This window comes from Polaromonas sp. YR568, from assembly GCF_943369415.1.
GTDB lineage: Bacteria > Pseudomonadota > Gammaproteobacteria > Burkholderiales > Burkholderiaceae_C > Polaromonas.
In genome coordinates, this window is the sequence record NZ_CALRNF020000006.1 from 36,380 (window position 1) to 58,224 (window position 21,845).

The 21,845-nt window shown below is 63.1% G+C and carries 22 protein-coding genes; 14 read left to right on the plus strand and 8 right to left on the minus strand.

From position 1 onward, the window contains the following. Positions 1-411: 411 nt before the first annotated feature. Entirely contained in the window at positions 412-939 is a 528-nt protein-coding gene (locus tag ACLV74_RS05940; protein WP_411878550.1) for an SMI1/KNR4 family protein, read from the minus strand. Here ACLV74_RS05940 and ACLV74_RS05945 point away from each other — a divergent pair. Continuing rightward, on the plus strand, positions 877-1,092 hold the full coding sequence (locus tag ACLV74_RS05945; RefSeq protein ID WP_411878556.1) for a hypothetical protein: 216 nt from the start codon (positions 877-879) through the stop codon (positions 1,090-1,092). The genes ACLV74_RS05940 and ACLV74_RS05945 overlap by 63 nt on opposite strands. 341 nt (positions 1,093-1,433) lie before the next feature. Here the strand turns inward: ACLV74_RS05945 and ACLV74_RS05950 are convergent, their stop codons facing one another. From ACLV74_RS05950 to ACLV74_RS05960, 3 genes are all read right to left on the minus strand, one after another. Next, the gene (locus ACLV74_RS05950) at positions 1,434-1,754 is read right to left on the minus strand and encodes a hypothetical protein (RefSeq protein ID WP_411878457.1); all 321 of its coding nucleotides are present in this window, start codon (positions 1,752-1,754) and stop codon (positions 1,434-1,436) included. A 95-nt stretch (positions 1,755-1,849) separates the two neighbouring features. Next, entirely contained in the window at positions 1,850-2,137 is a 288-nt protein-coding gene (locus ACLV74_RS05955) for a DUF6881 domain-containing protein (RefSeq protein WP_411878458.1), read from the minus strand. Positions 2,138-2,446: 309 nt separating this feature from the next. After that, the gene (locus ACLV74_RS05960) at positions 2,447-3,190 is read right to left on the minus strand and encodes a Crp/Fnr family transcriptional regulator (RefSeq protein WP_411878551.1); all 744 of its coding nucleotides are present in this window, start codon (positions 3,188-3,190) and stop codon (positions 2,447-2,449) included. A 169-nt stretch (positions 3,191-3,359) separates the two neighbouring features. Here ACLV74_RS05960 and ACLV74_RS05965 point away from each other — a divergent pair, with 169 nt between their 5' ends. The 9 genes from ACLV74_RS05965 (at position 3,360) to ACLV74_RS06005 (ending at position 14,730) form a co-directional block, all read left to right on the plus strand. Further along, positions 3,360-5,306 carry an AMP-dependent synthetase/ligase gene (locus ACLV74_RS05965; RefSeq protein WP_411878459.1) on the plus strand — a complete coding sequence of 649 codons (1,947 nt, stop codon included), beginning with the start codon at positions 3,360-3,362 and terminating at the stop codon, positions 5,304-5,306. 183 nt (positions 5,307-5,489) lie between these two features. Continuing rightward, positions 5,490-6,272 (plus strand): ABC transporter ATP-binding protein, encoded by a 783-nt coding sequence (locus tag ACLV74_RS05970; protein WP_411878460.1) that lies wholly within the window; start codon positions 5,490-5,492, stop codon positions 6,270-6,272. A 120-nt stretch (positions 6,273-6,392) separates the two neighbouring features. Continuing rightward, positions 6,393-7,322, plus strand: coding sequence for a branched-chain amino acid ABC transporter permease (locus tag ACLV74_RS05975; RefSeq protein ID WP_411878461.1), 930 nt, complete (start codon positions 6,393-6,395; stop codon positions 7,320-7,322). Between the two features lie 15 nt (positions 7,323-7,337). Beyond that, entirely contained in the window at positions 7,338-8,414 is a 1,077-nt protein-coding gene (locus ACLV74_RS05980) for a branched-chain amino acid ABC transporter permease (RefSeq protein WP_411878462.1), read from the plus strand. A gap of 215 nt (positions 8,415-8,629) precedes the next feature. Next, on the plus strand, positions 8,630-9,961 hold the full coding sequence (locus ACLV74_RS05985; RefSeq protein WP_411878463.1) for an ABC transporter substrate-binding protein: 1,332 nt from the start codon (positions 8,630-8,632) through the stop codon (positions 9,959-9,961). A 75-nt stretch (positions 9,962-10,036) separates the two neighbouring features. After that, complete coding sequence (locus tag ACLV74_RS05990; protein WP_411878464.1) at positions 10,037-10,846, plus strand: ABC transporter ATP-binding protein; 810 nt, start codon at positions 10,037-10,039, stop codon at positions 10,844-10,846. Between the two features lie 10 nt (positions 10,847-10,856). Then, entirely contained in the window at positions 10,857-12,110 is a 1,254-nt protein-coding gene (locus tag ACLV74_RS05995) for a phenylacetate--CoA ligase family protein (RefSeq protein ID WP_411878465.1), read from the plus strand. Positions 12,111-12,526: 416 nt separating this feature from the next. Beyond that, positions 12,527-13,522, plus strand: a complete 996-nt coding sequence (locus ACLV74_RS06000; RefSeq protein ID WP_411878466.1) for a tripartite tricarboxylate transporter substrate-binding protein — start codon at positions 12,527-12,529, stop codon at positions 13,520-13,522. Positions 13,523-13,776: 254 nt separating this feature from the next. Further along, a complete protein-coding gene (locus tag ACLV74_RS06005; RefSeq protein WP_411878552.1) occupies positions 13,777-14,730 on the plus strand; it encodes a Bug family tripartite tricarboxylate transporter substrate binding protein in 954 nt (317 codons plus the stop codon). A gap of 78 nt (positions 14,731-14,808) precedes the next feature. On the opposite strand, the gene ACLV74_RS06010 is transcribed toward ACLV74_RS06005, so the two are convergent. The 4 genes from ACLV74_RS06010 to ACLV74_RS06025 all read right to left on the minus strand — a co-directional run bounded on the left by ACLV74_RS06010 (position 14,809) and on the right by ACLV74_RS06025 (position 17,087). Then, entirely contained in the window at positions 14,809-15,168 is a 360-nt protein-coding gene (locus tag ACLV74_RS06010) for a hypothetical protein (protein WP_411878467.1), read from the minus strand. Between the two features lie 118 nt (positions 15,169-15,286). Then, positions 15,287-15,556: a hypothetical protein gene (locus ACLV74_RS06015; RefSeq protein ID WP_411878468.1), complete on the minus strand. Its 270-nt coding sequence runs from the start codon at positions 15,554-15,556 to the stop codon at positions 15,287-15,289. Positions 15,557-15,633: 77 nt separating this feature from the next. Next, complete coding sequence (locus ACLV74_RS06020) at positions 15,634-16,344, minus strand: toxin-activating lysine-acyltransferase (RefSeq protein ID WP_411878469.1); 711 nt, start codon at positions 16,342-16,344, stop codon at positions 15,634-15,636. A 440-nt stretch (positions 16,345-16,784) separates the two neighbouring features. Beyond that, positions 16,785-17,087, minus strand: coding sequence for a DUF1840 domain-containing protein (locus ACLV74_RS06025; RefSeq protein ID WP_411878470.1), 303 nt, complete (start codon positions 17,085-17,087; stop codon positions 16,785-16,787). 154 nt (positions 17,088-17,241) lie between these two features. Between ACLV74_RS06025 and ACLV74_RS06030 the strand changes: the two genes are divergently transcribed. From ACLV74_RS06030 to ACLV74_RS06045, 4 genes are all read left to right on the plus strand, one after another. After that, positions 17,242-17,988, plus strand: coding sequence for a 2OG-Fe dioxygenase family protein (locus tag ACLV74_RS06030; protein ID WP_411878471.1), 747 nt, complete (start codon positions 17,242-17,244; stop codon positions 17,986-17,988). Positions 17,989-18,146: 158 nt separating this feature from the next. Beyond that, positions 18,147-20,471, plus strand: a complete 2,325-nt coding sequence (locus ACLV74_RS06035) for a bifunctional salicylyl-CoA 5-hydroxylase/oxidoreductase (RefSeq protein WP_411878472.1) — start codon at positions 18,147-18,149, stop codon at positions 20,469-20,471. A 33-nt stretch (positions 20,472-20,504) separates the two neighbouring features. Further along, the gene (locus ACLV74_RS06040; RefSeq protein ID WP_411878473.1) at positions 20,505-20,990 is read left to right on the plus strand and encodes a MarR family winged helix-turn-helix transcriptional regulator; all 486 of its coding nucleotides are present in this window, start codon (positions 20,505-20,507) and stop codon (positions 20,988-20,990) included. Beyond that, on the plus strand, positions 20,987-21,841 hold the full coding sequence (locus ACLV74_RS06045) for an enoyl-CoA hydratase family protein (RefSeq protein WP_411878474.1): 855 nt from the start codon (positions 20,987-20,989) through the stop codon (positions 21,839-21,841). The genes ACLV74_RS06040 and ACLV74_RS06045 overlap by 4 nt, the downstream gene beginning before the upstream one ends. Positions 21,842-21,845: the final 4 nt, after the last annotated feature.

Genomic DNA, 21,845 nt, shown 5'->3' on the forward strand with positions numbered 1-21,845 from the left:
CAGCCAGGAGCAACTGAAAAGAAGCTGGGTCAGATGTCGTTCGGCGCGCATCGCTCGCGATGTAGCGATCGTAGTTCCATTCGTCCCCTTCCCATCCCTCTTGAAGAGTGATGCGACGGAACTCGAAGTCCCAATACTCCCAAGTGGACCACGTCGAGTTCAGGTATCTTTTATCGTCACGAGGAACGCCTGGCTTCGGTACAGGCCGAATGCGTACAAAGCATCGCATACCGCTCGGTTGAACCGGGACCTCGGCGACGACGCTGTCGCCGTGGTTCAGGAACTCAAATACCCGCTTCGGCAACATGTACGGTCTCGCGCCAAGGTGACCGGCGACTTGCAGGAGCGCGCGCCGCGCACGGACACCGCAAGGCACCAGTGTCGACCGAAATGCTAGAGCGCATTGCGCACCTACTTCCCATATCGGAGTGCGACTCGCGTGCACTTCCGTGTTTCGTGATCCCAGACGAAAACTTGTGGATCCAGTCGGCCGGAAGCTCCCTCCGGGAGAAAGAGAAGGAGATCGCCTGAGCCATTTGCGGCTATCGCAACAGCGGACTTCGGAAACCCCTCCCACGATCGAGCGTTCCGATTCTCAAGGACGATGTGGCCTGCGGAACGTCCCGCCGTCTTGCGGTTCGTTGCGTCGAACACCGGGAAAACTTGCCAATCGTCTCCCGCTGTCGAAAGCTCCCCGCCGTTCCGGGCCAAAAGGCGCTCGCGAAACTCCGGGGGCAGCTTGACCCCTAGCTCCCGCTCTGCCGCTTCGAGATGAATTTCTGTCGCTGGAAAAGCCACAGTGCCCCCTCTGCGTTCTAACGTTTGACATGAGCGGCTCGACTCGGCTCGCCGGGGCGAGTCCTCTCGATGGAAGGGTTGGACGACGCCCAAGTCATGACGCCTTATCCCGAAATTGATGACCACAATCTTTCTTCTCATTTCGTCCCACTCAACGAACTTCTGACACTGCCTGTAGTAGTGTTCATAACCCATAAGATCGCCGTAGGCCTCTTTGGTCTGAACAACATCAGCGACACCGAATTCTTTGACAAACTGTGCGTGGCTTCCGATGTGCGCGAAAAAATTGAGTGATGCTCCATAGAGCGCGAGTCCAGTCACATGGCCATTCTCGAACTTGAAGCTGACGCTCTCCGGAAAGTGAAGAATCCCGCCCAACTGAAGGGCATTTGAGACTACTTCAGAGAGGGAAAGATTTCGACCTGCGGCATCTTGATAGGTCTCTCCAAGTTCGTGAGACCAGGTTGAACTCGCCACTATCGGGGCGAGCGTGACTTGACTCACCAGCTCGACTGGGAATTCGCGTGCGGCACAGCCGTACGGAACGCCACGGATTGCGAGCTCTTCCAATCGAAGGTTCGGTGACCTAAGGAACTCTGGATTTTCAAGTAGATCAAGCACGGTGATCGCGACGCCTAGCCATGCACTACCCGCCTGACTATGAATGCTGCCAGTTCTTTGTAAACGGACTCAGGCCTTGAATCATTTTCTACAAACCGAACCTTGCCGACGCGATAGCCGCTTTTGAACTCCATGTTGGCGGCTGCCACGCCGGCCACCACCTGCCGCAGCACCTCTTGTGAATTCAGAGCAGCTTGGTTTGGACCGACTCCGGGAAGTGCCTGAATGCTAGGCGGGCTATCTGGATAAGACGCGAACTGCAATTGCAGTATGTTGTGTGTTGGCCCCGTGATGCGGGTTGCAACCAGATATTCGCCGACTTGCTGGAAGTTCATTGTGTAGCGCTCCAACGTTATATATCGCAAGGCCTGAGTCTGTTCCCTATTCTCATCTTTAGTCCTATTTCGCGTATGACCGAAAGTGCTTTACGTCAATGTGCAGAGGGACGCGCGTACGTCAGCCACAGGGCTTCGAAATCGACTGCACTGATGGCCACAGCCTCAAACTCCGGGTCTTGGTTTATCTCGACTACTGTAGGCGTCGCGATCAACCCTAATCTTGTCCTCAAGGTCTCACGCACACCGTCAGCAACGTCCACGGTGCCGTCCCTGAAAAACTCCAGCTTCCGACATTCGAAGCGGTCTTCTCCGACCTCCGATACGAGTCGAATTGGCTCCTCGTCAAGCAGGTGATTCCAAATTACGTCTATATATTCCATTTAAGAATTGGGAGAATGTTCGCTTCTAACCGGTAGACGGCATCTTAATAGCGACCGCCTCGGGTCCCAAGCAGACATTTGACTGTTTAGTAACGTAATCAGAGCGTCTTGATGCCGGAGTGTGCCAAGCCTGAACCCTCACCTTATTTCATAAGAGTAGGCTTATGTGAAGGTCTGAACTTTTAATCCACCTTCACCCCGGAAGCCTTCACCACCTGCGCCCACTTCTTGTACTCGGCATTGATAAAGATCGTGAAATGTTGAGGTGTATTCCCGCCCGGAACTGCGCTTTGACTCAGGAGTTTTCTTTCACCGCTTGCCCGCCGCCAACACATCCTCATCCTTCCCCCCCAACACACTGGACCGCAGCGCCTCCAGGTCCAGCACCCGCAAGCCGCCGTATTCGATGCGGATAAAACCCCGGGCCTGCAGGGCGCTGAGGGCCTCGTTCACGCGCTGGCGTGACAGGCCGACCAGGTAGGCCATCTCCTGCTGCGTGATGCGCAGGATTTCACCCACGCCCGGGTAGAGCACGGGGTTGAACAGCGCGGCCAGGCTGCGGGCCACGCGGATGTCAGGGTTGTTCATGCGGTCGATCTCGCGCGCGACGATGAACTGGCCCAGGCGCTCGTTGAGCTGGTTCATCACAAAGCGGTTAAAGCCGATGGAGTGGTCCAGCAGCCAGTGGAAGTCCTCGACCGGCAGGCCCGCGACGACGGTTTTGCGCAGGGCCTGGATGTTGTAGCGGTAGGGTTCGCGTTTGAGCACCGTGCCTTCGCCGAACCAGGCGCCGGGCGGCAGGCCGGTGAAGGTCATGGTGGCGCCCTGTTCGCTGTCGGTGCTCATCTTGAGCAGGCCCTCGACCACGCCGAACCAGTAGGTCACCGGCTTGCCGACACGGCACACGTAGTCGCCGATGTTGGCGTCGCCCACACGCACGCTGGCCACGGCGCGTTCGCGCTCGGCGGGCAGCAGCGCTTCCAGCCAGTGGATGCCGGCCAGTTCCTGCGCGTCGGGCATGCGGGCGCGTATCTGCATGGACTGGCCGGTCATCGTCACCACGCGCGTACCTCGCTGGGGCCTAAGGGAAAGTCCGGGGGAGTAATCACCCTTGAATTGTCGTCCGAACGACAACTTAACGTCAAATGCATGCCTACCATGCATTCAAGAGACAACTTTCGGACTATGAGCCGGAAGCCCAAAAGACGGCGAGACAAGGAATATGCAAACCACGTTCCCGAGACTGTTGCTGAAACATGCGGCCGAGCGCCCCGGCGCCGCCGCCATGCGTGAAAAAGAGTACGGCATCTGGCAGGCGCACAGCTGGGCCGGCATGGCGCAGCTCGTGGAACACCTGGCCTGCGGCCTGCACCAGCGGGGCCTGCAGCGCGGCGAGCACATGGTCATCATCGGCGCCAACCGGCCGCGCCTGTACGCCACCATGCTGGCCGCGCAGGCGCTGGGCGCGGTGCCGATTCCGCTGTACCAGGACGCCGTGGGCGCCGAATGCATCTTCCCCATCAACAACGCCGACGTGCGCTTCGCACTCGTGGAAGACCAGGAGCAGGTCGACAAGCTGCTGGAAATACGCGGCCAGTGCCCGCAGCTGGCGCACATGGTGTATGACGACCCGCGCGGCCTGCGCAATTACGCCGAGGCCGGCCTGGAGTCGCTGGATGCGCTGCTGGAGGCGGGCCGCGCGTTTGCGGCCGCGCAGCCGGGCTTCTTCAAAAGCGAGGTCGACAAGGCCCGGCCCGACGACGTGGCCGCGATGTTTTTCACCTCGGGCACCACGGGCAACCCCAAGGGCGTGGTCCACACCCACAACACCATGCTGGACCGCGCCAAAGCCGGGGCCGATTTCGACCGGCTGACCTCGGCCGAGGAAGTGCTGGCCTACCTGCCGCCGGCCTGGATAGGCCAGAACATCTTCAGCTATGCGCAGTGGCTGGCCTGCGGCTATGTGGTCAACTGCCCCGAAAGCGCGAGCACGGTGACGATTGACCTGAAGGAAGTCGGGCCGACCTACTACTTCGCGCCGCCGCGCATCTTTGAAGGCCTGCTGACCACGGTGATGATCCGCATGGAAGACGCGGGCCGCATCAAGCGCGGCATGTTCAACTACTTCATGGGCGTGGCCAAACGCGCCGGCCCCGCGCTGATGGACGGCAAGCCCGTGGGCGGGCTGGACCGCGCGCTCTATGCGCTGGGCAACCTGATGGTCTACGGCCCGCTGCGCAACACCCTGGGTTTTTCGCGCGTGCGTGTAGCCTACACGGCGGGTGAGGCGATTGGCCCCGACCTCTTCACCTTTTACCGCTCCATCGGCATCAACCTCAAGCAGCTCTACGGCTCCACCGAGACCGCCGTCTTCGTCTGCCTGCAGCCCGACAACCAGGCGCGCGCCGATACCGTGGGCGTGCCGATCGCGGGCGTGCAGATCAAGGTGGCGGAGAACGGTGAGATCCTCGTGAAGTCGCCCGGCCTGCTCAAGGAATACTACAAAAACCCCACCGCCACCGCCGAGGTGCTGAGCGCCGACGGCTGGTACCACACCAGCGACGCCGGCTTCCTGGACGCCGCCGGCCACCTGAAGATCATCGACCGCGTGAAAGACGTGGGCCGCATCAAGGGCGGCGCCAACGACGGCGCCATGTTCGCGCCCAAGTATGTGGAGAACAAGCTCAAGTTCTTCCCGCACATCAAGGAAGCCGTGGCCTACGGCGACGGCCGCGAGAAGTGCTGCGTGATGGTCAACATCGACTTCGACGCCGTCGGCAACTGGGCCGAGCGCCGCAACCTGCCTTATGCCGGCTACACCGACCTGGCGCAGAAGCCCGAGGTCTACCAGCTCATCAAGGAATGCGTCGAGAAAGTGAATGCCGACCTCAGCGTGGACGCGCTGCTGGCCGGCTCGCAGGTCAGCCGCTTCCTGGTGCTGCACAAGGAACTGGACGCCGACGACGGCGAACTCACCCGGACCAACAAGGTCAGGCGCGGCTTTATCGCCGAGAAATACCTGCCGCTGGTCGATGCGCTTTACGCCGGCAAGACCGAGCAGTTCATAGAGACCGTCGTGAAGTTCGAGGACGGACGCAGCGGCAGCGTGAGCGCGACGCTCAAGATCAGCGACGCCCAGACGTTCGCACCCGTGAAGGCAGCAGCATGAACCCGCAGCTTGGCGCATTCACTCCTTCCCCCTCTGGGGGAAGGCGGGGATGGGGGCTCTACGGATTGTCCATCCAAAACGCGGCGAGAAATCGATCGCTGCAGGCCCCCATCCCAACCTTCCCCCAGAGGGGGAAGGCGCAATACGGGATCTTTTGCGCCTCCATAGCGAAAGGACCTTGTTTTGGCTAAGAAAATCGGCGACGTCATCCTCGACGTCAAGAACATCAGCCTGAACTTCGGCGGCGTGAAAGCCCTGTCGGACATCTCCTTCAATGTGAAGGAGCACGAGATACGCGCCATCATCGGCCCCAACGGCGCCGGAAAAAGCTCCATGCTCAACTGCATCAACGGCGTCTATGCGCCGCAGCAGGGCTCCATCACCTTCCGCGGCCAGACCTTCAAGCACATGAACAGCCACCAGGTGGCCGTGATGGGCGTGGCGCGCACCTTCCAGAACCTGGCGCTGTTCAAGGGCATGAGCGTGCTCGACAACATCATGTCGGGCCGCAACCTCAAGATCAAAAGCAATTTGCTGCTGCAGGCCCTGCGCATAGGCCCGGCCGAAAAAGAAGAAATCAGACACCGCGAGGCGGTCGAAAAAATCATCGACTTCCTCGAAATCCAGGCCTACCGCAAGACGCCCGTGGGCCAGCTGCCCTACGGCCTGCAAAAGCGCGTCGACCTGGGCCGCGCGCTGGCGATGGAGCCGCAGGTGCTGCTGCTCGACGAACCCATGGCCGGCATGAACGTCGAGGAAAAGCAGGACATGTGCCGCTTTGTGCTCGACGTGAATGACGAGTTCGGCACGACCGTGGTGCTGATCGAGCACGACATGGGCGTGGTGATGGACATCTCCGACCGCGTGGTGGTGCTGGACTACGGCAAGAAGATAGGCGACGGCACGCCCGACGAAGTACGCAACAACGAAGACGTGATCCGGGCTTATCTGGGCACGAGTCACTGACAGTCATTGATGAACACCATGAACCACGATCTCCCACCCCCGTTCGGGCTGAGCTTGTCGAAGCCTGCTCACGATGCCTCGACGGCCCTTCGACAAGCTCAGGGCGAACGGAGTTAAGCAATGGCCTTTTTCCTGGAAACACTTCTCGGCGGCCTGATGGCCGGCATGCTGTATTCGCTGGTGGCGCTGGGCTTTGTGCTGATCTTCAAGGCCTCCGGCGTCTTCAACTTCGCGCAGGGTGCGATGGTGCTGTTCGCGGCGCTGGCGATGGCGCGCTTTTCGGAGTGGATTCCGATGTGGACGGGCCTGCAGAGCCTGTTGCTGGCCAATATCGCGGCCTTTGTGATCGCCGGCGCCATCATGTTTGTGGTGGCCTGGCTGATCGAGTTCCTGGTGCTGCGCCACCTGGTCAACCAGGAGGGCGCGACCCTGCTGATGGCCACGCTGGGCATCGCCTACTTTCTTGAAGGCCTGGGCCAGACCCTGTTCGGCAGCAGCATCTACAAGATAGACATCGGCATGCCCAAGGAACCCATCTTTGTGCTGGAGTCCGCCTTCCAGGGCGGCGTGCTGATCAACAAGGAAGACCTCTACGCCGCGCTGATTGCCGCGGTGCTGGTGGCCGCGCTCAGCGTGTTCTTCCAGAAGACGGCCACCGGCCGCGCGCTGCGCGCCGTGGCCGACGACCACCAGGCCGCGCAGTCCATCGGCATTCCGCTGAACCGCATCTGGGTCATCGTCTGGTGCGTGGCCGGCGTGGTGGCACTGGTCGCCGGGATGATCTGGGGCAGCAAGCTGGGCGTGCAGTTCTCGCTGGCCACCGTGGCTTTGCGCGCGCTGCCGGTCGTGATCCTCGGTGGCCTGACTTCGGTGCCGGGCGCGATTATTGGCGGGCTGATTATTGGTGTGGGTGAGAAGCTGTCGGAAGTCTATCTGGGCCCCTTTGTTGGCGGCGGTATTGAAATTTGGTTCGCCTATGTTCTCGCTTTGGGCTTTCTGTTGTTCAGACCGCAAGGGCTGTTCGGCGAGAAGATCATCGACCGCGTCTGAAAGAAGAAGAGCAATATGCTTTACAGAGAAAACGGCCAGTTCAAAACCACCTACCGGGCAGACCAGCAGATCTTCCCCATCCTGCAGGACCGCATCTTCGTGGGCCTCTTCCTGCTGTTTGCGTTTGTGGCCGTTCCCCTGCTCGCCAGCGACTACCTGTTCCGCGCCATCCTGATTCCCTTCCTGATCATCTCGCTGGCCGCGCTGGGCGTGAACATCCTGGTCGGCTACTGCGGGCAGATCTCGCTGGGCTCGGGCGCCTTCATGGCCGTGGGGGCTTATGGCGCCTACAACTTCTTCGTGCGCATTCCCGGCATGCCGCTGATCCCGGCGCTGATTCTCGGCGGACTGTGCGCGACGGCTTTCGGCATCCTGTTCGGCTTGCCGAGTTTGCGCGTCAAGGGCCTGTACTTGGCTGTCGCCACGCTGGCGGCACAGTTCTTCAGCGACTGGATGTTCCTGCGCATCAAGTGGCTGACCAACGATTCGCCCTCGGGCTCCATCTCGGTCAACAACCTGCAGGTCTTCGGCCTGCCGATTGACAGCGCGGTCTCCAAATATTTGCTGTGCCTGGGCCTGCTGGTGGTGATCGCGCTGCTGGCGAAGAACCTGGTGCGCGGCGCCATAGGCCGCGAATGGATGGCGATACGCGACATGGACGTGGCGGCCGCCGTCATCGGCATACGCCCCATGTACGCCAAGCTCAGCGCCTTCGCCGTCAGCTCCTTCATCATCGGCATGGCCGGCGCGCTCTGGGCCTTTGTGCACCTGGGCTCGTGGGAGCCGGCCGCCTTCTCGGTGGAGTTTTCCTTCCGCCTGCTCTTCATGGTGATCATCGGCGGCCTGGGCTCCATCCTGGGCGGCTTCCTGGGCGCGGCCTTCATCACCATCCTGCCGATTGTGCTGAGCCAGGCGCTGCCGGCCGTCACGCGGCTCTTCGGCTACGAGATGGGCACGGCGGGCGTGTCGCATGCCGAACTGATGATTTTTGGCGGCCTGATCGTCTGGTTCCTGATTGTGGAGCCGCACGGCCTGGCCAAGCTGTGGTCCATAGGCAAGCAGAAGTTGCGCCTGTGGCCCTTCCCGCATTGAAGCCATGGCCCCCACGCTTTTCACTTCGTGTAATGCGCTTCCCCCCAAGGGGGCCGCTGCGCCTGCGGCCCGGCAAAGCCGGTTCCGCGGCCCCGGCTGGAGCGAGCGAGTACTCGCAACTACCGATGCATTTCCAGGGCTTTGTCCGTTTACTCAGGTATCCGTTTCGGATGTGTTTTGTCAGGTGCTTTGCTTTTAATTCTCAGGAGACAACAATGAAGATTCGCAGTTTGATTCTGGCGGTGGCAGCCATCGCCGCCGGCGCTTCGTCCCTGGTGACGACCAGCGCTTATGCGCAAGCGAAAGAGCAGTTCTTTCCGCTGCTGTCTTACCGCACCGGCCCCTACGCGCCCAACGGCGTGCCATGGGCCAACGGCAAGCAGGACTACCTCAAGATGGTCAACGCCCGCGACGGTGGCATCAACGGCGTGAAGCTCACGTACGAGGAATGCGAAACCGGCTACGCCACCGACCGCGGCGTGGAATGTTATGAGCGCCTGAAGGGCCGGCCCGGCGTCGCGATCTTTGACCCGCAGGCCACCGGCATCACCTTCGCGCTGACCGAAAAAGTCCCCACCGACAAGGTGCCGCTGATCACGCTGGGCTACGGCCTGTCGGTCGCGCAGGACGGCCAGGCCTTCAAGTGGAACTTCCCGCTGATGGGCAGCTACTGGACGGGCGCCGACATCCTGATCCAGCACATCGGCAAGAAGGAAGGCGGCCTGGACAAGCTCAAGGGCAAGAAGATCGCGCTGGTCTACCACGACTCGCCGTTCGGCAAGGAACCGATCCCGCTGCTGCAGGAACGCGCCCGCATGCACGGCTTCGACCTGCAGCTGATCCCCGTGACCGCGCCAGGCGTCGAGCAGAAATCGGCCTGGCTGCAGGTGCGCCAGACGCGGCCCGACTTTGTGCTGCTGTGGGGCTGGGGCGTGATGAACTCCACCGCCCTGAAGGAAGCGCAGGCCACCGGCTACCCGCGCGACAAGATGTACGGCGTGTGGTGGGCCGGCGCAGAGCCTGACGTGAAGGACGTGGGCGAAGGCGCCAAGGGCTACAACGCGCTGGCGCTGAACACCTCGGGCACGCAGCCCAAGGTGATCCAGGACATCCTCAAGTACGTGCACGACAAGGGCCAGGGCACGGGCCCGAAAGACGAAGTCGGCCAGGTGCTGTACACCCGCGGCGTGATCATCCAGATGCTGAGCATCGAGGCCGTGCGCCGCGCCCAGGAACGTTTCGGCAAGGGCAAGGTCATGACGGGTGAGCAGGTGCGCTGGGGCATGGAAAACCTGGCGCTGGACCAGAAGCGCCTGGACGCGCTCGGCTTTGCCGGCGTGATGCGGCCCATCAGCACCTCGTGCTCCGACCACATGGGCTCGACCGCCGCGCGCGTGCAGACCTGGACCGGCAGCAAGTGGGAGTTCAGCTCCGACTTCATCCAGGCCGACGAGCAGATCCTGAAACCCATGATCAAGGCCGGCGCCGACAAGTACCTGGCCGACAAGAAGATGACGCGCCGCACGGCAGCTGACTGCCAAAGCTAGGCATCCCCATGGCGGCTCTCGCGAGCCGCCAATTGGAAGGCCTGCACGCAGGCTTTCCAATTGGTCAGGAAAAATATGGACACACCCAACATCGTTCTCAACGTCAACGGCATCGAGGTCATCTACAACCACGTGATCCTGGTGCTCAAGGGCGTCTCGCTGCAGGTCCCGCAGGGCCGCATCGTCGCCATCCTGGGCGGCAACGGCGCGGGCAAGACGACCACGCTGCGCGCCATCTCCAACCTGCTCAAGGGCGAGCGCGGCGAGGTCACCAAGGGCTCCATCGAGCTGCGCGGCGAGCGCATTGAAAACCTCTCGCCGGCCGACCTGGTGCGGCGCGGCGTGGTGCAGGTGATGGAGGGGCGGCACTGCTTCGCCCACCTGACCATCGAGGAAAACCTGCTGACCGGCGCCTACACGCGCAGCAGCAAGGCCGAAGTGGCGGCCAACCTCGAGAAGGTCTACAACTACTTCCCGCGCCTGAAAACCCGGCGCACCTCGCAGGCGGCCTACACCTCGGGCGGCGAGCAGCAGATGTGCGCCATAGGCCGCGCGCTGATGGCCAGCCCCACCATGGTGCTGCTGGACGAGCCCTCCATGGGCCTGGCGCCGCAGATCGTCGAGGAGGTCTTCAACATCGTCAAAGACCTGAACCAGAAGGAGCAGGTCACCTTCCTGCTGGCCGAGCAGAACACCAACATGGCGCTGAAGTACGCCGACTACGGCTACATCATGGAAAGCGGCCGCGTGGTGATGGACGGCGCGGCGGCCGACCTGGCCAACAACGAGGACGTGAAAGAGTTTTACCTGGGTGTGGGCGGCGGGGAGCGCAAGAGCTTCAAAGACGTCAAGAGTTACAAACGCCGCAAGCGTTGGCTGGCCTGAGGGTAGCGACATGAGCAATTTTTACGACACCCTGGAACAACGGCCGCACGCGCAGCGCGAAGCCGCCCAGCTGGCCGCGCTGCCGCAGCAGATCGCGCACGCGCAATCCCATGCGCCGGCCTTTGCCGGCATCCTCAAGGGCATCAACGGCGCCGCGGTGACCTCACGCGCCGCGCTGGCGCGCCTGCCCGTCACGCGCAAATACGAGTTGCTGGAACGCCAGCAGGCCGCGCGCGATGCCGGCGGCGACCCGTTCGGCGGCTTCAGCGCGCTGCGATTCGGCGCCGCCATGCCGCGCGTGTTCGCCAGCCCTGGCACGATTTACGAGCCCGACAGCACACGCAAGGACTACTGGCGCCTGGCGCGCGCGCTGCACGCCGCCGGCTTCCGGCCGGGCCAGCTGGTGCACAACTGCTTCAGCTACCACTTCGTGCCGGCCGGCGCCATGATGGAAAGCGGCGCCCATGCGCTGGGCTGCACCGTCTTCCCCGGCGGCACCGGCCAGACCGAGCAGCAGGTGCAGGCCATGGCCGAGCTCAAGCCCGCAGGTTACGTCGGCACGCCCAGCTTCCTGAAAATCATTGTCGACAAAGCCGCCGAAATGAAGGTCGCGCTGCCCACGGTGACGCGCGCCATGGTCTCGGGCGAGGCTTTTCCGCCCAGCCTGCGCGACTGGCTGGCCGAACGCGGGATCATCGCCTACCAGTGTTATGCCTCGGCCGACCTGGGCCTGATCGCCTATGAAACCGAGGCCCGCGAGGGCCTGGTGCTGGACGAAGGCGTGATCGTGGAGATCGTGCGCCCCGGCACCGGCGACCCGGTGGCCGAAGGCGAGGTCGGCGAACTGGTCGTCACCACGCTGAACCCCGACTACCCGCTGATCCGCTTCGGCACCGGCGACCTGTCGGCGGTGCTGCCGGGCCACTGCCCCACCGGCCGCACCAACACCCGCATCAAGGGCTGGATGGGCCGGGCCGACCAGACCGTGAAGGTGCGCGGCATGTTTGTGCACCCCGGCCAGGTGGCCGACATCGCCAGGCGCTTTCCCGAGGTGCTCAAGGCCAGGCTGGTCGTCAGCGGCGAGATGGCCAACGACAGCATGCACTTCCAGGTCGAGACGGCATCCGCCCCCGACGGCCTGGACCAGCGCATCGGCGAAGTCATCCGCGACGTGACCAAGCTGCGCGGCACCGTGCAACTGGTGGCGCCCGGCAGTCTCCCCAACGATGGCAAGGTCATTGAGGACGCGAGGAGCTATAAGTAGCCCCCACGGTCGCTCACTTCGTGTAGCTCCCTGCCCCCCGAGGGGGCCGCTGCGCCTGCGGCCCGGCAAAGCCGGCTCCGCGGCCCCTGCTGGTAAAGATCCAGCCCCCACGCTTGTCGCTGCGCGTACTGCGCTGCCCCCCGAGGGGGCGCTGCGCCTGCGGCCCGGCAAAGCCGGCTCCGCGGCCCCTGCTGGGTTGAAGAGCTCAGCAGCCTACTGCAGCGGAAGGGTATTCACCAGTGGGGGCCGCGGGACTGGCTTTGCCAGACCGCAGGCGCCGCCCCCTTGAGGGGGAGCAGGCTACACGCAGTGAGCCTGTACAGGGGTGATGTATGGATACCCCTTACGTAGTTCCCGCGATGTTCAGGCGGCAAGGCACCCGTAAACTTGGCCCGTTCAATCACAAGGAGACGCTCATGAAACGCCTGTTAGTCCTCGCTGCCGCCGCGGCCACCATTTTTGCCGCGCATGCGCAAGCCCCCGCCTTCCCAGGTTCCAAGCCCGTCACCTTCGTCGTGCCTTTCGCGGCCGGCGGCCCGACCGACCGCGTGGCGCGCGACCTGGCCGAAGCCATGCGCAAATCCATGGGCGGCGGCGCCAACTTCGTCGTTGAAAACGTCAACGGTGCCGGCGGCACGATAGGCGCGGCCAAAGTGGCACGCGCCACGCCCGACGGCCACACCCTGCTGCTGCACCACATCGGCATGGCGGCGGCGCCGGGCCTGTACCGCAAGCTGCCTTACAAGGTGCTGGAAGACTTCGAATTCCTGGGCATGATCAATGAAGTGCCCATGACCATCATCGGCAAGCCCCAGCTGCCCGCCAACAACTACCGCGACTTCGAGAACTACATTCGCGCCAACGCCGGCAAGCTCAACATCGCGCACGCCGGCCTGGGTTCAGCTTCCCACCTGTGCGGCCTGATGTGGCAGGCGGCCATCAACGCCAAGGAAGCCATGACCACCATTCCTTTCGGCGGCACGGCCCCCGCGATGAATGCGCTGGTGGGCGGCCAGGTCGACATGATGTGCGACCAGACCACCAACACCACCGGCCAGATCGAAGCCGGCCGCGTCAAGGCTTTTGCCGTGACCACCGCCAAGCCGCTGTCGAACAACAAGCTGCTCAAGGACTACCCGACGCTGCAGGAAATGGGCCTCAAAGGCTTTGACCTGACCATCTGGCACGGCCTCTACGCCCCCAAGGGCACGCCGCCCGCCGTCATGGCCCAGCTCAATGCCGCGCTCAAGCTGGCCCTGAAAGACCCCGACTTCATCAAGAAGGAAGAAGCCCTGGGCGCCGTCGTGGTGACCGACAAGCGTGTCGAGCCCGCCGCCCACAAAGCCTTTGTGGCCGGCGAAATCGCCAAGCTCAAACCCGTGATCGAAGCTGCCGGCAAGTTTGCTGACTGATTGATCGCTTGATTGATTGATAAATCACGGCTGATTGCCTTGATTGCCAGCCGCCCGGTTCGCCGGGCGGCTTTTTTATTTGGGGCCGCCGGGTTTTACCCTCTTGAAGGGCATGCCCGCGCACGCTATGTTCGTGTGACCCCCCGGCCGCGTGCCGGCCACTCCTGGAGCCCCTCTTGAACAACAACAAATCCCTGCTTTCACGCCGCTACGGCGCCATCTTCGCCACCGCGCTGACCGCCTTCGCCGCCTTCATGGCCTCGCCCTCCGCCTGGGCCCAGAGCGCCAGCTGGCCAACCAAACCCGTGAAAATCGTCGTTCCCTTCGCCCCCGGCGGCACCACCGACATCCTGGCCCGCGCCATGGCGCCTGAACTCACCAAAGCCTTCGGCCAGGCCTTTGTCGTCGAGAACCGCGCCGGCGCCGGCGGCAACATAGGCGCCGACATCGTCGCCAAGTCCGCACCCGACGGCTACACCCTGCTGATGGGCACCGTAGGCACCCACGGCATCAACAAGGCGCTCTACAGCAAGATGGCCTACGACCCGCAAAAAGACTTCGCGCCCATCACCCTGGTCGCGGGCGTGCCCAACGTCATGGTCGTCAACACCGACAAAGCCAAAGCCGCCGGCATCAACAACGTCACCGACTTCATACGCGCCGCCAAAGCCAAACCCGGCACCTTCAACATGGCCTCCAGCGGCAATGGCACCTCCATCCATCTGGCAGGCGAGCTCTTCAAAACCATGAGCGGCACCTACATGACCCACTTCCCCTACAGCGGCTCCAGCCCCGCGCTGCTCGCCTTGATGAGCGGCGACATGGACGTCATGTTCGACAACCTGCCCTCCTCCATGGCCCTCATCAAGTCCGGCAAACTCAAAGCCCTCGCCGTGACCAGCGCAGAACGCTCAGCCGCCCTGCCCGATGTCCCCACCATAGAACAGGCCGGCGGCCCCGCCATGAAAGGCTTTGAAGCCAGCTCCTGGTTCGGCCTGCTCGCCCCCGCCGGCACCCCACCCGACATCGTCAACCGCATCCAGCAGGAAGCCGCCAAGGCGCTGGGTACGCCGGCGATGAAAGAGAAGTTATTGGCCCAAGGCGCGATCCCGAGCGGGAACACGCCGGCGCAGTTCACGACCTTCATCAACGCCGAGCACAAGAAGTGGGCGCAGGTGGTGAAGGCTTCCGGGGCGAAGGTGGATTGAGGCGCGCCCCCGGCGGGCAGGCGTCAGCGGTCGCGAAACCGTCGGCCCATCAGCGACTGAGCAATCAGACCGCCATCCTCAGGAAAAAAAAGCAATCACCAGATACACGGCCGCCAATACCCAATTGGCGCGCCGCGCAGCCTGTGCGTTCTCTTTCGGGATCGGCCAAAGTGCTTCGCGCTGCCATGCCCACAGGTTATAGGCCACCGCCAGCAGGCAAACCGACAGGCCGACCAGCCATGAACCGCTCAGGGCGCCGGCAAGGACGGCGATCAAAAACAAGAAGGCTGTCACGACAAAGGTGCCGCCCGCCGAACTGGCCAGCACATGTGAAAGGCCTCCGCACAGCTTGCAGGTCACCGGGTTGCCACGGCTGGAAAACCGCTTTTCCCAGGTCTTGATTCCGCCGGCTTCGCGGCAATGGGGGCAGATGTTCATGGGTTGCGCCTGTGGATGCAGGGGTTTAACGACGCTTGCTTATTCAAAATCTTGATCGCCCGCCTAAGATGTCATGCCCGGATCCCTATTGGGCTCCACGCTCTAGCCTTGGTCGCGTTCAACCCTCTGCGTAAATCACTGGCGTCCCAATATACGTAAGATATAAAAACGCCTCGCTCCCAAAATCCTGGGCGGCACTTGAAACCTTAATTCCAACAATTGCATTCGCATCGGCCGGCGCCTGTCTAGCCAGAAGGGCAAGGGCCTCTTGATGTTCGTTGCGATTTCGATCAAGGAACGCCTTGATAACACCCTTTTGGGAAATTTGTGTTCGGTAGGTAACCTCAATCATCGAATACACAAATGTAATTTCGAGTTCGCCGGGCATGTGGTCAGTGGTAAGGAGCAACACGGTAGTCCTCTTGTAGAGTCAAACAACGGGAAGGTAGCCGCAAGCGCCTGACCTCATGGCGCATCAACCGAAGGCCACGTCATCACCTTGACCTTCTCCGGTCCCATCGGTATCAGCTGGCGCACTACCTGCCCGGCAAACACCTTCTCGCGCAGGTTCTTGAAGATTTCCTGCGCGCCGCCGTAAGGCGTGAACACGTCGATCAACCATATCTGGTCGCCCGAGGCCCAGTCGGCCAAGGTGAGCTGGTGCGGTGCAGTCTGATAGCGCTGCGCCACCTCCTCGCTGAGTTTGGCCCAGGAGACAAATGCCATGGGCGCCTCATCCCGCAGGTACAGCTTGGCCTGGTTCAAAACTAGCGCAGGCATCACACGCCACTCCAGTTCACTGAGGAGGGTATGCCGATTGGCGGCCTGCTGCAGCATCAGCCAGGTCACAGCACCAAGCATGGGAACCTTGTTAAGCACCTTGCGCGCCTGCTCTTTGGCCAGGGTGGCCAGTTCCGCCAACTCTTCCGGCGGCAAGGCCGCATTGCTTGGCGGGCCGGTATCTGCGGGCACTGGTGATTTGGTTGTTTTGGGTGTCTTGGAGGAGGCAGGAGGTTTTGTCATGGTTGTGGTCCGGTTTCCAGCATGTTGTTGATGGCGTTTAAATCCGATTCGGCCATCCTTGCTGTACTTGATCGCCTTCCTGCACAGTTCCGCAGCACCCAGAAAATCACCCGAACGAGCAAGCGATTGAGCCTGCGCTACGTAGGCATGCATCAATACTTCAATCTGAATGAAGAGTGCTTCAGAGGTGACGCGCCTTGCGTGGCAGGGTGCGTCGTAGCTGGCGCAATGGCACAGGCTGCGATGTCATGCAGAAAACTCACGTTGACTCCTCGAATTTTTTCAAGGGTCAGACCTTAAGTGAGGCAATGACGAATTTTTTGACGGATTGTCCGCAGCCGGACTTTGATTGTTGGAAATGTCCAGGCAATTGATCTGAGTGGTGACTCTGCGATCGTGGACCGAGAGGCTTGCGCAAATGCGTGGCTACGGTGCGTGCTGCGAGCGCGAGCCCGGGAATGTGGCTCGGAGGTCCGAGTCACAGATTTGCGGCGGTCATCCTTGGGCGGAAGCAGACGACGCCCCATAAAAAAAGCCCTGTTCCCAGGGCTTCATACATATAGAGAGAAGGGCCGCACAGCGGCCCACGGCGCCTAAACGCCCCAAACCACCTCATGCCCCGACTTCAGGTTGCGCTGCAGCATGTCGATGAAGGGCACGGCGCGCTGGCGCAGGCCCAGGCCGTCGCCGGGGACGACGCCGTCTTTGGCATTGGCGTCGTGGGCTTCCTCATGCGCGATGGCGGCCTGCAGGGCGGCGATGGCGGCGGCCATCTGCTCGGGCAGGATGATGCCTTTGGGGCCGGGGTCTTTGCCGATGATCTCGAGGACCTTGCGGCCGTTGGCTTCGAGCATGATGACGTCGCCGGCGTCTTTGGATTTGAATTTGTAAAGCATGTTGGATGGCTCCTCTAGTTGGAAAGTCAGACGGGCCATTATGGAAACTTTCCAGCCTGATGTATGTAGGCTGGTTTCACCTCTTTCCAGCCCCCTCGGGGTTTCCGGCCGCGGGCGCCGGGCGTGCCGGGCGGCTCAAGCAAAATAGCGGCCTATGTTCAATATCGCCACTGTCCCCAAGTCGGCCCGCCAGGCGCTCAGCCAGGACGGCCTGAGTTTGCTGAACCCCACGGAGCTGACGGCCACGCTGGAACTGGGCGCCGCCTGGGTCCCGGGCTGGAACGCGCTGGTGCCTTCGTGGAACCGGCTGCCGCCGGATGCGCACCTGAAGGACGGCGGGCATTACCGCAAGCGGCGGCACTCCTGCTATGTGCAGGAGCTGGCGACGGGGGCGCTGGTGCAAACGCCGCACCGGGCGCACTGGCAGCCGACGGATTACAACGCGCTGCACGGGGGGTTTGAGCGCTGGTTCGACCCGGTGGAGCCCACGGTGGCGGCGGCGCCGGCGTGGACGGACCTGATCGCCGGGCTGGGCCGGCTGTTTGCCCAGGTGCAGCCGGCCGAGCGCTGGCACATCGAGGCGCACCAGTTCCGCATCGACACGGCCGGCGGCGTGGGCCGGCCGACGCCGGAGGGCGCGCACCGCGACGGGGTGGACTTTGTGGTGGTGATGATGGTGGCGCGGCACGGCGTGAAGGGCGGCGAGACCCGGGTCTTCGACGCGAACGGGCCGCAGGGCGTGCGTTTTGTGATGCAGGAGCCGCTGACGGCGCTGCTGCTGGACGACGCGCGGGTGATCCACGAGACCACGCCCATCCTGCCGGCGGACGGCCAGCCCAACACCGGATTCCGCGACACGCTAGTGCTCACTTACCGGGCGGCTGCCTTCCAGGCTCCCTGAGCGCTTGAGCCCAGGCCGGGGCGGCGCCCGGCCCAACACTTGCATTCCTGTTCACAAAGTCTTTCAGGCCTTGCGCTGAAATCCGTCTAAACCCGCTTGACGAATTTACTTTAAACCTAAACAATTAAAGCAAGATTAATCCAGAGAGTACGCAATTCATGCACATTCTTTGCCTGGGCGGTGGTCCCGCAGGTTTGTATTTCGCCCTGCTGATGAAGCTGCAAAACCCGGCCCACCAGGTGACGGTGGTGGAGCGCAACCGGCCTTTCGACACCTTCGGCTGGGGTGTGGTGCTGTCGGACCAGACCCTGGGCAACCTGCGCGTGGCAGACCCGGTCAGCGCGCAGCTGATCGGCGACGCCTTCAACCACTGGGATGACGTGGAGGTGTTCTTCAAGGGGCGCTCGGTGCGGTCGGGCGGCCACGGCTTTTGCGGCATAGGCCGCAAGCGCCTGCTGAACATCCTGCAGGAACGCTGCATTGAGTTGGGCGTGGACCTGGTGTTTGAAACCGACGTGCAGGACGACCAGGCGATTGCGGCGCAGTACAAGGCCGACGTGGTGATCGCCAGCGACGGCCTGAACAGCCGCATACGCAACCGCTATGCCGAGACCTTCAAGCCGGACGTGGAGCTGCGCGCCTGCCGCTTTGTCTGGCTGGGCACGCACAAGACTTTTGACGCCTTCACCTTCGCCTTCGAGCAGACCGAGCACGGCTGGTTTGCGGCGCATGCCTACAAGTTTGACGAGAACACCTCGACCTTTATCGTCGAGACGCCGGAGGCGGTGTGGAAGGCGCACGGCCTGGACCAGATGAGCCAGGAGGAAGGCATCGCGTTTTGCGAGCGGCTGTTTGCCAAATACCTGGACGGCAATGCGCTGATGAACAACGCAACGCACGTGCGCGGCTCGGCGATCTGGATACGTTTTCCGCGCGTGGTGTGCGAGCGCTGGGTGCATGAGGCCGACATCAAGAGCAAGAACGTGCCGATTGTCTTGATGGGCGATGCGGCGCACACAGCGCATTTCTCGATCGGCAGCGGGACCAAGCTGGCGCTGGAAGACGCGATTGAGCTGACCAACTGCTTCGCGAAGCATGGCGATGCCGCGGCGGCGCTGCAGGCCTATGAGGCGCTGCGCTCGGTCGAGGTGCTGAAGATCCAGAACGCGGCGCGCAACTCGACCGAATGGTTTGAGAACGTGGACCGCTACAGCGGCATGGAGGCCGAGCAGTTCTTTTATTCGCTGCTGACGCGCTCGCAGCGCATCAGCCATGAAAACCTGCGGGTGCGCGATGCGGCCTGGCTGCAAGGTTATGAGCAGTGGTTGGCCAAGAGCAGTGCCGCGCATGCGCCACCGCCCATGCTGTTGCCGCTGAAGGTGCGCGAACTTCATTTAAAGAACCGCATTGTGGTGTCGCCCATGGCGACCTACAGCGCGGTGGACGGCGTGCCGCAGGACTTCCACCTGGTGCACCTGGGCGCGCGCGCGCTGGGCGGCGCGGCGCTGGTGTTTGTGGAAATGACATCGCCCTGCCCCGAGGGCCGCATCACCCCGGGCTGCCCGGGCTTGTGGAACGACACGCAGGCCACGGCCTTCAAGCGCATTGTGGATTTTGTGCATGTGTCGGGCGCGGGCGCGAAGATAGGCCTGCAGCTGGGCCACAGCGGGCCCAAGGGTTCGACGCAGGTGGGCTGGGAGCAGCCCGATGAGCCGCTGGTCACCGGCAACTGGCCGCTGCTGGCGGCGAGCGCCGTGGCTTACGGCCCGACCAACCAGATCCCGCAGGCGATGACGCGCGCCGACATGGACCGCGTGAAGGCGGAGTTTGTGCAGTCCACCCGCTACGCGGCGGAGGCCGGCTTTGACTGGCTGGAGCTGCATTGCGCGCACGGCTACCTGCTGTCGAGCTTTATCACGCCGCTGACGAACCAGCGCACGGACGAGTACGGCGGCAGCCTGGAAAACCGCTGCCGCTTTCCGCTGGAGGTGTTTGCCGCGATGCGCGCGGCCTGGCCCGCAAGCCGGCCCATGAGCGTGCGGATCTCGGCGCACGACTGGGCGCCGGGCGGCAACACGGCGGACGATGCAGTGGACATCGCGCGCATGTTCAAGGCCGCGGGTTGCGACTTCATCGACGTCTCGTCAGGCCAGACCACGCGCGCGGCCAAGCCGGTTTACGGCCGCATGTACCAGACGCCGTTTGCCGATCGCATCCGCAACGAGGTGGGCATACAGACCATCGCGGTGGGCGCGATTTCGGAAGTGGACCACGTCAACAGCATCATCGCGGCGGGCCGCGCCGACCTGTGCGCGATTGCGCGCCCGCACCTGGCCGACCCGGCCTGGACGCTGCATGAGGCGGCCAAGCTGCAAAGCCGCCACGTGAACTGGCCCCAGCCCTACCTGAGCGGGCGCGACCAGCTGTACCGCGAACTCGCCAAGCAGAAAGAGATGGCGGCGCAGGCACCCATCAACAAGTAGCAGGCAAACAGCAAGCACACCAAGGAGACGACCATGGACATGGAAGCACGAGGCCACAGCGAGCACCCCGAGGCATTGCGGCTCTGGCTGCGCATGCTGACCTGCACGCAGCTGGTGGAAAAGCAGGTGCGCACGCAGCTGCGCGAGCAGTTCGACACCACCTTGCCGCGCTTCGACCTGATGGCGCAGCTGGAGCGCAGCCCCGAGGGCCTGAAGATGAACGAGCTGTCGCGCCGCATGATGGTGACGGGCGGCAACGTGACGGGCATCACCGACCAGCTGGTGGCCGAAGGCCTGGTGGAGCGCGTGGACGTGGAAGGCGACCGCCGCGCCTACCGCGTGCGCCTGACGCCGCGCGGGCGCAAGCTGTTCGACGAGATGGCCAGCGAGCATGAAGCCTGGATCGTCGCCGCCTTCGAGGCCCTGTCGCCGCGCGAGGTCGAATCACTGCACAAGCTGCTGGGCAAGGTCAAGCAGCACCACCACCAGCTCGCCGACAACAAACTGGAGACCACATGAAGCATTACATAGGCCTGGCCAACCCCATGCGCTCGCATTTCGATGCGATGGCGCATTACCAGGCGGAGCACTTCGCCTATGCCTTCGACGCCGGCGTCGCGACGCTGACGCTGAACCGGCCGGAGCGCAAGAACCCGCTGACCTTTGATTCGTATGCGGAGCTGCGCGACCTGTTCCGCACGCTGAACAGCGCGACCGACGTGAAGATGGTGGTGATCACCGGATCGGGCGGCAATTTCTGCTCGGGCGGCGACGTGCACGAGATCATCGGGCCGCTGACGAAGATGACCATGCCGGAGCTGCTGGAGTTCACGCGCATGACGGGCGACCTGGTCAAGGCCATGCGCCTGTGCCCGCAGCCCATCATCGCGGCGATTGACGGCATTTGCGCCGGCGCGGGCGCCATGATGGCGCTGGCGGCCGACATGCGCCTGGGCACGGCGCAGGCGAAGACGGCCTTCCTGTTCACGCGCGTGGGCCTGGCCGGCGCCGACATGGGCGCCTGCGCGCTCCTGCCGCGCCTGATAGGCCAGGGGCGCGCGTCGGAACTGCTGTTCACCGGCAGATCGATGAGCGCGCAGGAAGGCCTGGCCTGGGGTTTCTTCAATGCGCTGCATGAGCCGCAGGACGTGCTGGCGCAGGCGCAGAAGCTCGCGCTGGAACTGGCCGAGGGCCCGACCTTCGCGCACGGCATGACCAAGACCATGCTGCACCAGGAATGGGCCATGACGCTGGACCAGGCGATAGAGGCCGAGGCGCAGGCGCAGGCCATCTGCATGCAGACGCAGGATTTCACGCGCGCCTACAAAGCGTTTTCGGCCAGGCAGAAGCCTGTGTTCCAGGGCGACTGAGCGC